Annotated in this window: 11 protein-coding genes; all 11 read right to left on the bottom strand. The window is 72.9% G+C overall.

Features of this window, described 5'->3' with window-relative positions:
- Positions 1-10: 10 nt before the first annotated feature.
- Complete coding sequence (locus H7344_RS01355; protein WP_186344216.1) at positions 11-952, bottom strand: SMP-30/gluconolactonase/LRE family protein; 942 nt, start codon at positions 950-952, stop codon at positions 11-13.
- Positions 949-1,383, bottom strand: a complete 435-nt coding sequence (locus H7344_RS01350; protein ID WP_186344215.1) for an NUDIX domain-containing protein — start codon at positions 1,381-1,383, stop codon at positions 949-951. The genes H7344_RS01355 and H7344_RS01350 overlap by 4 nt, the downstream gene beginning before the upstream one ends.
- A gap of 43 nt (positions 1,384-1,426) precedes the next feature.
- Positions 1,427-1,831, bottom strand: a complete 405-nt coding sequence (locus tag H7344_RS01345) for a YjbQ family protein (RefSeq protein WP_186344214.1) — start codon at positions 1,829-1,831, stop codon at positions 1,427-1,429.
- 29 nt (positions 1,832-1,860) lie between these two features.
- Positions 1,861-2,439, bottom strand: coding sequence for a DUF3105 domain-containing protein (locus tag H7344_RS01340; RefSeq protein WP_222130075.1), 579 nt, complete (start codon positions 2,437-2,439; stop codon positions 1,861-1,863).
- 104 nt (positions 2,440-2,543) lie between these two features.
- Positions 2,544-2,846: a thiamine-binding protein gene (locus H7344_RS01335; protein WP_186344212.1), complete on the bottom strand. Its 303-nt coding sequence runs from the start codon at positions 2,844-2,846 to the stop codon at positions 2,544-2,546.
- 3 nt (positions 2,847-2,849) lie between these two features.
- Positions 2,850-3,362 carry a SigE family RNA polymerase sigma factor gene (locus tag H7344_RS20360; RefSeq protein ID WP_229706811.1) on the bottom strand — a complete coding sequence of 171 codons (513 nt, stop codon included), beginning with the start codon at positions 3,360-3,362 and terminating at the stop codon, positions 2,850-2,852.
- Positions 3,349-4,668 (bottom strand): TolB-like translocation protein, encoded by a 1,320-nt coding sequence (locus H7344_RS20355; protein ID WP_229706812.1) that lies wholly within the window; start codon positions 4,666-4,668, stop codon positions 3,349-3,351. Before H7344_RS20355 ends, H7344_RS20360 begins: the two co-directional genes overlap by 14 nt.
- A 138-nt stretch (positions 4,669-4,806) precedes the next feature.
- Positions 4,807-7,668, bottom strand: coding sequence for an aconitate hydratase (locus H7344_RS01325; protein WP_308423304.1), 2,862 nt, complete (start codon positions 7,666-7,668; stop codon positions 4,807-4,809).
- Positions 7,669-7,870: 202 nt separating this feature from the next.
- Positions 7,871-8,758, bottom strand: coding sequence for a hypothetical protein (locus H7344_RS01320; RefSeq protein ID WP_186344209.1), 888 nt, complete (start codon positions 8,756-8,758; stop codon positions 7,871-7,873).
- A gap of 190 nt (positions 8,759-8,948) precedes the next feature.
- Positions 8,949-10,157 carry a class I SAM-dependent RNA methyltransferase gene (locus H7344_RS01315; RefSeq protein WP_186344208.1) on the bottom strand — a complete coding sequence of 403 codons (1,209 nt, stop codon included), beginning with the start codon at positions 10,155-10,157 and terminating at the stop codon, positions 8,949-8,951.
- A complete protein-coding gene (locus H7344_RS01310) occupies positions 10,154-12,199 on the bottom strand; it encodes an APC family permease (protein ID WP_229706813.1) in 2,046 nt (681 codons plus the stop codon). The genes H7344_RS01315 and H7344_RS01310 overlap by 4 nt, the downstream gene beginning before the upstream one ends.
- Positions 12,200-12,224 lie beyond the last annotated feature (25 nt).

Here is a 12,224-nt window from a genome sequence, read left to right as displayed (position 1 = left end):
GTCTAGGAGGTCACAGGTCGTGGGCCGCGATCGCCGGCTCGTGGAGGCTGCCCATCCAGACGCGACCGTCGTGCTCCCGGACGCCGGTCACCATGTGGTACCGCTCGCCCGGCAGGTCGAGGTCGTGGACGAGCCGGCCCTCGTCGTCGTACGCCTGGACGCGGACGGTGCGCGCGGGCTGCGGCTGCAGCTTCTGCGGGATCCGCGTGACCAGCTTGCGCACCTTCAACGGCGCGCCCTGGAGCCGCTCGACCACCGGGTCGCGCGGGCTGGCGATCGTCACCCAGATCAGGCCGTCGCTGCCGCGGGCGATGTTGTCGGGGTAGCCCGGGAGGTTCGAGCAGAGCAGGTCGCGCATGCCGGCGCGGTCGCCGGTCAGCCAGCGACGGACGACGGTGCGGCCGCCGGTCTCGGCGACGCAGACGAAGTCCTCGTCCTTGCTCAGCGCGACGCCGTTGGCGAAGGCGAGCCCGTCGAGGACGACGGTCACCGTGCCGTCGGGGTCCATCCGCATCAGCCGGCCCGAACGGGTGACCTGGATGAAGTCGTCCTTCCACCGCTCGATCCCGTAGCGCTGGGAGGAGTCGGAGAACCACACGGTGCCGTCGCTCGCGATCGCCGCGTTGTTGCAGAAGACCATCGGCTGCCCGCCCACCCGGTCGGTGACGGTCTCGATGCCGCCGGTCGCCGTGTCGATCCGGAGCACGCCGCGCTTGGCGTCGCACACCAGCAGCCGGCCGTCGGCGTCGATCTCGATGCCGAGGGGGCGGCCGCCGGTGTGGGCGACCCGGTCCACCTTCGCGCCGTCGTGCGAGACCCGGAAGACGCTGCCGTCCTCGGTGCCGGTGAACACACAGCCCTCGTCGGGGCCGGAGGTGGCGACGACGACGTCCTCGGCGCCGTGGGCCGGGACGGGGACGACGGTCAGGTCCGTGGTGCGCGCGGTGGTCATGGGGCCATGGTGCTGTACATCTCGCTGTCGAGGAACGCCGGGAGGGCGTCGGCCGCCGAGCCGGTCAGCTCGAGGGTCGGCACCCGCGCCGGGTCGACGAAGACCATCTGCCGGCCCTCGCCGCAGGTGATGTCGGCGTCGGTGAGGTCGACGGCGCCGACGTACACGTGCATCGAGCCCACGCCGTACGACGCGTGCTCGGTCGGGACCTCCCGCCAGAACTGCAGGTCACCCCGCTCGAGCCGGACGCCGGTCTCCTCGGCCAGCTCGCGGTACGCCGCCTCCTCGAACCCCTCGCCGTCCTCCACGTGACCGCCCGGCATCCCCCACGTCTCCGGGTCGATCACCGCGTGCTCGTCCCGCTCCTGCAGCAGCACCCATCCCCGGCGGTCGACGAGCAGCGCGCAGGCGAATCTGGTCGGCTCATGCATGTGGCGAACCTAGCCCGGCCACCGCTGGTCGAGCAGCCGGGAGTCAGCCCGCGAGGAAGGAGAACCGCACGGTGCGGTCGTGGTTGTCGACGTTGAGGTCGACGAGGCAGATGCTCTGCCAAGTACCGAGAGCGAGCGAGCCGTCGAGGACGGGGACGGTGGCGTACGGCGGCACGAGGGCCGGCATGACGTGGGAGCGGCCGTGGCCGGGGGTGCCGTGGCGGTGGCGCCAGCGGTCGTCGGCGGGCAGCAGGTCGCCGAGGGCGGCGAGCAGGTCGTCGTCGCTGCCGGAGCCGGTCTCGAGGATCGCCAGTCCGGCGGTCGCGTGCGGCACGAAGAGGTGGAGCAGGCCGTCGCCGCGACCGCTGACGTAGTCGGCGCAGTCGCGGGTGAGGTCCAGGACGGTGTCCTCGCCGCCGGTGCGGTAGTCCCTGGTCTCGGAGTCCATGGTCCTCCCGTGCCCGGCCCCCGCGGGGGTTACACCGTCGTGCCGGGGCCCCGCTCGGGCTCGACGCCGCCCTGCGGGTCGGGCACGCCGCCGGCGCAGGAGGCGAACGGCTCGGGCGCGGAGCGGCCGCCGCCGAGCTGCTCGACGAACAGCCCGAGCCGGGGGTCGTCCGCGCCGACGAGCCGCAGCTGGTGGCCCCAGACGGTGACGACGACGGGGGCGGGCAGGCCGGGGTACGGCGACAGGATGCCGTTGGCGGGCAGCTGCTCGGCCAGGGACGCGACGTCCTCGGCGGGCAGGTCCGGGTCGTAGGTGATCCACACCGTGCCGTGCTCGAGGTCGTGCACGGCGTTCTCCTCGCGCACCGGCTCCTCGTAGACCCCGCACTCGAGCCACCGCGGGTGGTGCGGCCCGCCGGCCGGCGGCACCTGCGGGTAGTCCACGTCGCCGTCGGTGTGGTCGGTGCTCAGGTCGGCGAAGACCTGCACCTCGTCGAGGTTCCGCTCGACCCGGGCGGCGTCGTCCGCCCGCACCTGGCTGACCGCCACGGGCACACCGATCGCCACCAGCAGCACCGCGCACGCGGCCAGCCCGGCGAGGACCAGCACGCTGAACCGGTCACGCTGCGGAGCCGGGGGCGCCGGCGGGCCCGGGGGCGGGGGCGGGGGTGCCGGCGGCGGAGGGACCGAGGGCGGAGGCGGCGGTACGTCGCTCACGACTGCTCGAGCGCGCGCTCGACCCGCTCGACCTTGGCGGTCAGCTGGCCGTCGTACCCGGGCCGGATGTCGGCCTTGAGCACCAGGCCGACCCGCGGGGACACCTCGGCGACGACGTCGACGGCCTTCTTCACGACCGCCATGACCTCGTCCCATTCGCCCTCGATGTTGGTGAACATCGCGTTGGTCTCGTTCGGCAGCCCGGACTCGCGGACCACCCGCACCGCGGCCGCGACCGCCTCGGAGACACCGCCGGTCTCGTCACCGGTGGTCGGGCTGATGCTGAACGCCACGATCATGCGTCACACGGTAGTGGCCACCACCTCGGCCTCCGGCACGAGCGTCCGCAACCGGGCGAGTCCCTCCCGGGCCTGCGACTTGACCGTGCCGACCGCGATCCCGAGCACGTCCGCGGTCTGCCGCTCGGTGAGGTCCTCGTAGTAGCGCAGCACGATCACCGCCCGCTGCCGCGGCGGGAGCGCCGCCAGCGCGGCCCGCAGCAGGTCGCGGTCGGAGGCCTCCCCCGTCCCGTCCCCGGCGGCGCGGGTCTCGGGCGGTTCGGCCGTGCTGACCTCCCGCCACCGCCGACGGCGCCACCGCGAGACGCTCTCGCGGGCGAGCACGCGGCGCACGTAGGGCTCGGGCCGGTCGGCGATCCGGTCCCAGTGCGGGACCACCTTGACCAGCGCGACCTGGACGAGGTCCTCGGCGTCGTCGTGGTCGCCGGTGAGGAGGTACGCCGTGCGCAGCAGCGCCGCGCGCCGCGCGCCGACGAACTGCTCGAACCCCTCGCGGTCACGCTCAGCCCTGGACACGTCGCCGCCTCCTCGTCCAGAGGAGACCCACCACCGCGACGGCACCCACGGCTGCGCCGCCCACCAGGTACGGCCGCCGCGGGTCGCTGCCGCCCGGTTGGTCCACCGCAGGGACGAGCGGGTTCTGCCAGAGGTCGCCGGCGAGCAACGGCGCGTTGTACTTCGCCGCCCCGCCGTCGAGGTCGACGGTCTCGGTCTCGCCCGTGACGACGTCGACAACCCGCACCGTGGTGCGCCAGTGGCCGACGACCACGTGCCGAGCGTCGCGCCAGCCGAGGATCTGCCCCGGTTGGGTGCCGAGCGGCAGCGCCCGGTCGCGCGCCTCGGCGACCGAGCGGCCGGCGTAGAGCCGCCAGCGTCCGGGCTCGTCGGGACCCGCTCGCCGCCCGACATAAGCGAACGCGCGGTCGTCCGGCCCCCACGAGGCGACGACGACCGACTGCGGGAACGCGGAGGTGCGCCGTTCCCCGGTGAGCGGGTCGAGCCGGTGGACTTTCCGGCCGCGGGACCAGACGACGTCCGACGGTGCCGTGCCGAACGAGGGCACCCACTTCTCCCCCGGCCCCTCGACGACCGTCCGCTCACCGGTGCGGACGTCGACGGCCACGAACCTGTGGCGCCGGTCCCCGCCGCCGCTGCGCGTCTCGTAGCTCGTGAGCAGGTACCGGGAGTCCCCGGAGAACGCGAGGTCGGTCGCGTCGACCACCCGGCGGGCGCGCGGGTCGGCCAGCTCGCGGACCTCGCCGGTTGTCGTGTCCAGGACCGACCACCCGGCCTGTGGGGCCTGCGCCCCGGGGCGCCGCGGCTCATCGTGCCGGGTCCAGCCGATCCAGCGTCCGTTGGGCGACAGCGCGAACCACCCGACCAGCCCCTGCGACTCCACGGTCACGCCCGGCAGGTCGATCCACCCGGCTCGGCCGTCGACGGCCGAGACCCCGAAGACCTCCAGCGGCGTCCGTTCGCCGAACAGGCCCTCCGGCTCGGTGCGCAGGAAGAGTCCGACGGCGGCCAGTGGCCCGGCCGGGTTCTCCGCGTCGGACCACGTCCCCGGCGGCCGGACCTGCTCGGGGAGGTGCAACCGCTCGAAGGGCACGTCGGCCGGGAGCGGCGCTGGCGGGTCGGTGCGCAAGGCAAGCCCGGCCGTCACGAGCACGACGGCGGCCGCCACGGCAGCCCCCGATGCCGCGCGACGCAGCCGTGCACGACGTACGCCGCGCTCCCACAGCGTCGCCGGGGGTACCCCGGGACCGTCGCCCGGTCCGGCGTCGGCGGCCAGGTCGGCCAGGCGGTCGCGCAAGGTGCTCATCGGGTTCCTCTCCTGCCTCGTCATCCCCTTCCACGCACCGAGCAACCCCGAGCGAGGGGTCGAGGACGAAGAAGGGAACAGACGGACGGCCCGCCACCCCCGAGGGGTGACGGGCCGTCCGGACGGTGCGGGAGCGGATCAGGCCTTGCGCAGGTTGCGCAGGACGTACTGCATGATGCCGCCGTTGCGGTAGTAGTTCGCCTCGCCGGGGGTGTCGATGCGGACGACCGCGTCGAACTCGACGTCGCCCGCCTTGACCTTGACGGTCTTGGGCGTGCGGCCCTCGTTGAGCTCGGTGATGCCGGTGATGGAGAACTCCTCCTCGCCGGTCAGGCCGAGGCTCTCGGCGGTCTCGCCCTCGGGGAACTGGAGCGGGATGACGCCCATGCCGATGAGGTTCGAGCGGTGGATGCGCTCGTAGGACTCGGCGATGACGGCCTTGACGCCCAGCAGCGAGGTGCCCTTGGCGGCCCAGTCGCGCGAGGAGCCGGAGCCGTACTCCTTGCCGGCCAGGACGACCAGCGGGGTGCCCGCGGCGATGTAGTTCTCCGAGGCCTCGAAGACCGAGGTCACCTCGCCACCGTTGGTGAAGTCGCGGGTGACGCCACCCTCGGTTCCCGGCGCGAGCTGGTTGCGCAGGCGGATGTTGGCGAACGTGCCGCGGATCATGACCTCGTGGTTGCCGCGGCGCGAGCCGTAGGAGTTGAAGTCCCGCTGCTCGACGCCGTGCTCGGCGAGGTACTTGCCGGCCGGCGAGTCCTTCTTGATCGCGCCGGCCGGGCTGATGTGGTCGGTGGTGACCGAGTCGCCGAGCTTGAGGAGCACGCGGGCGCCCTTGATGTCGGTGACCGCCTCCGGCTCGTCGGGCATGCCGTCGAAGTACGGGGGCTTGCGGACGTAGGTCGACTCGGCGTCCCACTCGAAGGTGTCGCCCTCGGGGGTCGGCAGCGACTGCCAGCGCTCGTCGCCGGCAAAGACGTCGGCGTAGGAGCTGTCGAACATGTCGGAGGTGATCGACTCGCCGATGACCCGCTCGACCTCCTGCGGGGACGGCCAGATGTCCTTCATGTAGACGTCGTTGCCGTCGGTGTCCTGGCCCAGCGGGTCGTTGAACAGGTCGACGTCCATGGAGCCGGCCAGCGCGTAGGCGACGACCAGCGGCGGGGACGCGAGGTAGTTCATCTTCACGTCGGGGTTGATCCGGCCCTCGAAGTTCCGGTTGCCCGAGAGCACCGAGACGACCGCGAGGTCCTTCTCGTTGACCGCGGCGGAGACCTCGGGGATGAGCGGGCCGGAGTTGCCGATGCAGGTGGTGCAGCCGTAGCCGACGAGGTTGAAGCCGAGCTTGTCGAGGTACGGCGTGAGGCCGGCGCGCTCGTAGTAGTCGGAGACGACCTGGGAGCCGGGCGCGAGCGTGGTCTTGACCCACGGCTTGGTGGTCAGGCCCTTCTCGACCGCGTTCTTGGCCAGCAGGGCAGCGCCGATCATCACCGACGGGTTCGAGGTGTTCGTGCACGAGGTGATCGCGGCGATCGCGACCGCACCGTGGTCGAGCTCGAACTCGCGGCCGTCCTCGAGGGTGACGGTGATCGGGTCGCTCAGGCGGCCGTCGGCGTTGGCCGCGGCGCTGTGCCAGTCGGCGGGCTTGGCGGCGTCGTCGTGACCGTCGCCGTTGCCGTTGCTCGCCGGCGGGTCGGAGGACGGGAAGGACTCCGCGGAGGCCTCGTCGGCGCCGGTGGTGACGCCGAACGGCTTCTCGTTGCCCGGGACGCCCGGCTTGCGGTCCTCACCGCCGGTCTCGTCGGCGGCAACGTAGTCGGCCAGCGCGATCCGGAACGCCTCGCGGGCGTCGGAGAGCGCGACGCGGTCCTGCGGGCGCTTCGGGCCGGCGAGCGACGGGACGACCGTCGAGAGGTCCAGCTCGAGCTTCTCGGAGTAGCGCGGCTCGGCGTCCGGGTCGTGCCACAGGCCCTGCGCCTTGGCGTACTCCTCGACGAGGCGGAGCTGCTCCTCGGAGCGCCCGGTGAGCTTGAGGTACTCGACGGTCTGCTCGTCGATGGGGAAGACCGCGATGGTCGAGCCGAACTCCGGGCTCATGTTGCCGATCGTGGCGCGGTTGGCCAGCGGGAGCGCGGAGACGCCGGGGCCGTAGAACTCCACGAACTTGCCGACGACGCCGTGCTTGCGCAGCATCTCGGTGATCGTGAGCACCAGGTCGGTCGCGGTCGAGCCCTCGGGCAGGTCGCCGTTCAGCTTGAAGCCGACGACGCGCGGGATGAGCATCGAGACCGGCTGGCCGAGCATCGCGGCCTCGGCCTCGATGCCGCCGACGCCCCACCCGACGACGCCGATGCCGTTGACCATCGTGGTGTGGGAGTCGGTGCCGACGCAGGTGTCGGGGTACGCCACGCCGTCGCGCACCATGACGGTGCGGGCGAGGTGCTCGATGTTGACCTGGTGCACGATGCCGGTGCCCGGCGGGACGACCTTGAAGTCGTCGAAGGCGCCCTGGCCCCAGCGCAGGAACTGGTAGCGCTCGCGGTTGCGCTCGTACTCGATCTCCACGTTGCGCTCGAACGCCTCGGGCGAGCCGAAGACGTCGGCGATGACGGAGTGGTCGATGACCATCTCGGCCGGCGCGAGCGGGTTGATCCGCGACGGGTCGCCGCCGAGCTCGGCCATCGCCTCGCGCATGGTGGCGAGGTCGACGACGCAGGGCACGCCGGTGAAGTCCTGCATGATCACGCGCGCCGGCGTGAACTGGATCTCCTTGTCGGGGTGCGCGTCGGCGTCCCACCCGGCGAGGGCCTTGATGTCGTCGGCGGTGATGTCCGCGCCGTCCTCGGTCCGCAGGAGGTTCTCGAGCAGGACCTTGAGGCTGAAGGGCAGCGTCTCGACGTCCAGGCCCTCCCCCGTCACCGCGTCGAGGCGGTAGATCTCGTAGGACTGTCCGTCCACGTCCAGGGTGCTCTTGGCACCGAAGCTGTCCTGACTGGCCACTGCCAACTCTCCTCGTGACGTCCGGTGGTGCTTGATCGATGGTGCGGTCGGCTCCTCGCCATCTTGCCGTTGCGCTGGTGGGCGACGGAAGGAAGGCAGCCCTAACCTCTGCAGCTGGTCGACCGAACTCTCTTGATATCAAGATACACGACGTCGAGCCAGTACGGTCGGTCGCGGTCCGGTGCCAGCCGGTGGCACCGGATCACGACCGAAGGCTCGGACATCGGGGGCAGGTCGCCGGTCCCCCGCTCCACCCTCGCCCTTGCAGCAGACGACCGACGGCCACGGCGGTGGCGCACGCCTCGGACAGGACCTGACGGTGCCCGAGCCGCACGGTCGTGCGCCCGTCCGCCACCACCGCCGTCAGGTCGCGGGCCAGGTCGCGGTCGCGGGCAGCGGGCGTGTCGTGGAACGCCCGGCCGTCGAGCTCCACGTAGGTGCCGAAGTCGTCGTAGGAGACGTCCCGCAGGACGGTCCGGCCGTCCACGCTCCCCCGTGCCTGCCGGCGCCCGACCGGGAGACCATGTGCGCGCTCGACGTCGCGCAGGTACGCGCGCTCGAGCACGGAGGCGGCCCCGGTCGCCAGGTCCGCCACCAGCTCGACCAGGAGCGCCCTGCGGCGCAGCCGGCCCCGCGCCGCGATGGCTGCCGCCAGGTCCGCCGCGACCACCTCGCGGGTGTGCAGCACGTCGGCGAGCACCCGGTACGCCGCGTGCTCGTCCGCTGCGAGGTCGGCGAGCTCCACGGCGGCGTGGGCGGCACCGATCCGCGGAGGCGCCGAGCCCGGTGCGATCCGGTCGGCCAGGTGGGCGGTGCGGTGGACGGTGACGCCCTCGAGCCGGGCGACCGTGCGACGCACGTCGACCGCGACCTGGATCGGTGCCCGCTCGGGCGGCTTCGGCAGCGCGGACTCGCGGGTCAGCACGCCACCGGTGGCCAGGACCGCGGCCCAGGCGCGTTGCGGCCAGGTGGGCGGACCGGTGTGCCGCACGTACACGCCGGGATGGACGACGCTGAGCTCCAGCCGGCGCAGCATCCGGCGTACGTCGTGGGGCCGGAAGCCGAGCGAACCGAGCTGCGTTCGGGACACCACCCCGTCCTGCACGTAGGTCGTCAGGTGGCGCAGACCCGCGATGTCCGGGGGTGGTGGCGTGTCGTCGGGTGGCACGGCAGGAGCCTGCCCACCGCGGCCGGTGCCTCACCGAGGCGATCGCGGCCTGTGGAGAGGGCTGACGGTCGTGGATCGGTGCCACCACGTGGCACCGATCCACGAGCGGGTGTCAGTCGCTCGCCTCGCGCTCCAGCAGCGCGACGCACTCCACGTGGTGGGTCATCGGGAAGAGGTCGAAGGCGCGCAGCCCGCTGAGGCGGTAGCCGTGCTCGGCGAAGACCGACACGTCGCGCGCCAGGGCCGCCGGGTCGCACGCGACGTACGCCACCGCGCGTGGGGTCCGTGCCACGACCTGCTCCACGACGGGGCGGCGAGCGCCCTCGCGGGGCGGGTCGAGCACGACCAGGTCCCAGTGCCCGTCGTACGCCGCCGCGAGCACCTCGTCGACGCCTCCGGCAGTGACCTCGGCCCCGGGGCAGTTGGTCGCGGCGTGGCCGGCCGCGGTCGGGTCGCCCTCGATCGCGCCGACCCGGCCGGTCTCCCCCACGGCCTCGCCGAGGAAATGGGCGAACAGCCCGACCCCGGCGTACAGGTCGAGCACGGACTCCCCCGCCTGCGGGCGCAGCACCTCGAGGACCGTCTCGACCAGCGTCCGCGGCGCGCCGGGGTGGACCTGCCAGAACCCGTCGGTGGCGACGTCGTACGCGTGGGTGGCGCCGGCGGCGGTGACCTGCTCGGTGACGGTGCCGGGTCGCGGCTCGCGGGCGTCGGGGTGGGCGATCCGGCAGTCGTCGACGACGACCACCTCGCGCGAGCGGTGCTTGCGCAAGCCGCGCTGGCCGTCGGGGAGACGGACGTACTGCTGGCGGGTGCGCCAGCGGAGGCCGGCGAGCTGCTCGGGCAGGTCGCCCTCGACCGCCTCGACCGTCACGTCGACGTCGAGGCCGGCCAGGCGGCGCAGCTGCTCGGCGACGACGTCGGCCTTCAGCGCGCGCTGGCGCCCGAGGTCGACGTGCTGGAAGTCGCAGCCGCCGCAGCGGCCCGGCCCGGCGAACGGGCACGGCGGGACGACCCGGTCCGGCGAGGCCTCGAGCACCTCGACGACGTCGCCGCGCCAGAATCGGTCGCCCTCGGTGCCCTCGGTCAGCTCCAGGACGACCCGCTCGCCGGGGATGCCGTGGCGGGCGAAGACCACGCGTGTCTCCTCCGAGGCGCCGGTGGGGTCGGTGGGGTCGGTGGGGACGCGGACGATGCAGTGGCCGCCGTGGGCGACCGGGCCGACGACGGCCTCGTAGCGGCGGCCGACGACCGGGGCCCCGCGGGCCTGGCGCTGGCGCGGCGCGGGCCGGCCCCGCCGCTGCGGCGGACGCGGGGTCATCGCTTGACCTCGCGGTCGTCGGGGCGGCGCTGGACCTGGCCGCGGCGCAGGTCGCCCGGGCGGACCCGGGTGGCCTCGCGGCGGACGCGTTCACGGGCGATCTCGGAGGACCTCAGCTGGTAGGGCACGGAGGTCACCATGACACCCGGGGTGAACAGCAGCCGACCCTTGAGGCGCAGCGCGGTCTGGTTGTGGAGCAGCTGCTCCCACCAGCGGCCGACGACGTACTCCGGGATGTAGACCGCGACCACGCCGCGCGGGTTGGCCTTGCGGATCTCGGTGGCGTACTCCACCACCGGCCGGACCAGCTCGCGGTAGGGCGAGTGGAGCACCTTGAGCGGTACGTCGATGCGGCGCTCGTCCCAGTCGGCGAGCAGGCGGGCGGTGGTGTCGGTGCCGTCGTCGACGTAGACGCCCTCGAGCACGTTGGGCCGGGTCGCCTTGGCGAAGGCGAGCGCCCGCAGCGTGGGCTTGTGCAGCTTGGAGACCAGGACGATGGCGTGGACGCGGGTCGGCAGCGCCTTGTCCTCCTCGTCGGCGGCCAGCTCGTCGGCGACCCGGTCGTAGTGCTGCCGGATGCTCTTCATGAGCAGGAAGAAGAAGCCCATCGCGAGCACGGTGATCCACGCGCCCGCCAGGAACTTCGTCAGCATGATGATGACGAGGACGACGGCGGTGAGGGCCAGGCCGACGGCGTTGATCATCCTCGAGCGCATCATCCGCCGCCGCTCCGCCGGGTCGCGCTCGGTCTCCAGGGCGCGCGTCCAGTGCCGGATCATGCCGAGCTGGCTGAGGTTGAAGGAGACGAAGACGCCGACGATGTAGAGCTGGATCAGGCGGGTGGTCTCGGCGTCGAAGACGTAGATCAGCACGATCGCCATCACCGCCAGCGCGACGATGCCGTTGCTGTACGCCAGCCGGTCGCCGCGGGACCCCAGCGCGCGGGGCGCGAGGCCGTCCTTGGCGAGGATGGAGCCAAGCACCGGGAAGCCGTTGAACGCCGTGTTGGCGGCGAGCACCAGGATGATGCCGGTGACGGTCACGACGACGTAGAACGCCGGGCTGAACTCCTGGAAGACCGCCCGGGCGATCTGGGCGATGACCGCGTGCTGCTCGTAGTCGGGGCCGACCGGCTCGCCGTCGCGGGTCAGCCGGTGCAGGTCGTGCGGGTCGACGTACCGGATGCCCATCTGCCGGGCCAGCACGATGACGCTGACCATCATCGTGATCGCGATCATCCCGAGCAGCAGCAGCGTGGTCGCGGCGTTCCTGCTCTTGGGGCGGCGGAAGGCGGGCACGCCGTTGGAGATCGCCTCGACGCCGGTGAGCGCCGCGCAGCCCGACGAGAACGCCCGCGCCAGCAGGATCAGCAGGCCGATCGTGGTGAGCGGCTCCTCCAGGCCCGGCTCGGGCTCGATCGTCAGACCGGCCGACTCCACTTCCGGCAGGTCGCCCAGCGCCAGCCGGACCAGGCCGAAGGCGCACATGCCGATGATCGCGACCATGAAGGCGTAGGTGGGGACGGCGAAGAACCGCCCGGACTCGCGGATGCCGCGCAGGTTCATCGCCATCAGGCCGAGGACCGCGACCGCCGCGACGGTCGGCTCGTGCCCGACGAGCGACGGGATCGCCGCGGCGGCGTACTGCGCCCCCGAGGAGATCGACACCGCCACCGTCAGCACGTAGTCCACGAGCAGCGCGCTGCCCACCGTCATGCCGGCAGTGCGCCCGAGGTTGACGGTCGCGACCTCGTAGTCACCGCCGCCCGAGGGGTAGGCGTGGACGGTCTGGCGGTACGACGCCACGACGACCGCCATGACCAGCGCGACCGCGAGCGCGACCTTCCACGACCACACGTACGCCGACGCGCCCGCCAGCGACAGCATGATGAACACCTCGTCGGGCGCGTAGGCGACCGACGACAGCGCGTCGCTGGCGAAGACCGGCAGCGCGATGCGCTTCGGCAGGAGCGTCTCCCCGAGCTGGGAGCTCCTCAGCTTGCGTCCCAGCAGGATCCGCTTGGAGACGTCCCCGACACTCACGAGCCGGAACGGTACTCGTCCGGCG

This window comes from Nocardioides deserti, assembly GCF_014266025.1.
GTDB lineage: Bacteria > Actinomycetota > Actinomycetes > Propionibacteriales > Nocardioidaceae > Nocardioides > Nocardioides deserti.
This window is presented reverse-complemented; position numbering and strand designations above follow the sequence as displayed.

Bases quoted from the DNA above. Each gene is read 5' to 3' on its own strand.
- H7344_RS01355 (WP_186344216.1), bottom strand. From the start codon at position 952: ATGACCACCGCGCGCACCACGGACCTGACCGTCGTCCCCGTCCCGGCC.
- H7344_RS01350 (WP_186344215.1), bottom strand. From the start codon at position 1,383: ATGCATGAGCCGACCAGATTCGCCTGCGCGCTGCTCGTCGACCGCCGG.
- H7344_RS01345 (WP_186344214.1), bottom strand. From the start codon at position 1,831: ATGGACTCCGAGACCAGGGACTACCGCACCGGCGGCGAGGACACCGTC.
- H7344_RS01335 (WP_186344212.1), bottom strand. From the start codon at position 2,846: ATGATCGTGGCGTTCAGCATCAGCCCGACCACCGGTGACGAGACCGGC.
- H7344_RS20355 (WP_229706812.1), bottom strand. From the start codon at position 4,668: ATGAGCACCTTGCGCGACCGCCTGGCCGACCTGGCCGCCGACGCCGGA.
- H7344_RS01315 (WP_186344208.1), bottom strand. From the start codon at position 10,157: ATGACCCCGCGTCCGCCGCAGCGGCGGGGCCGGCCCGCGCCGCGCCAG.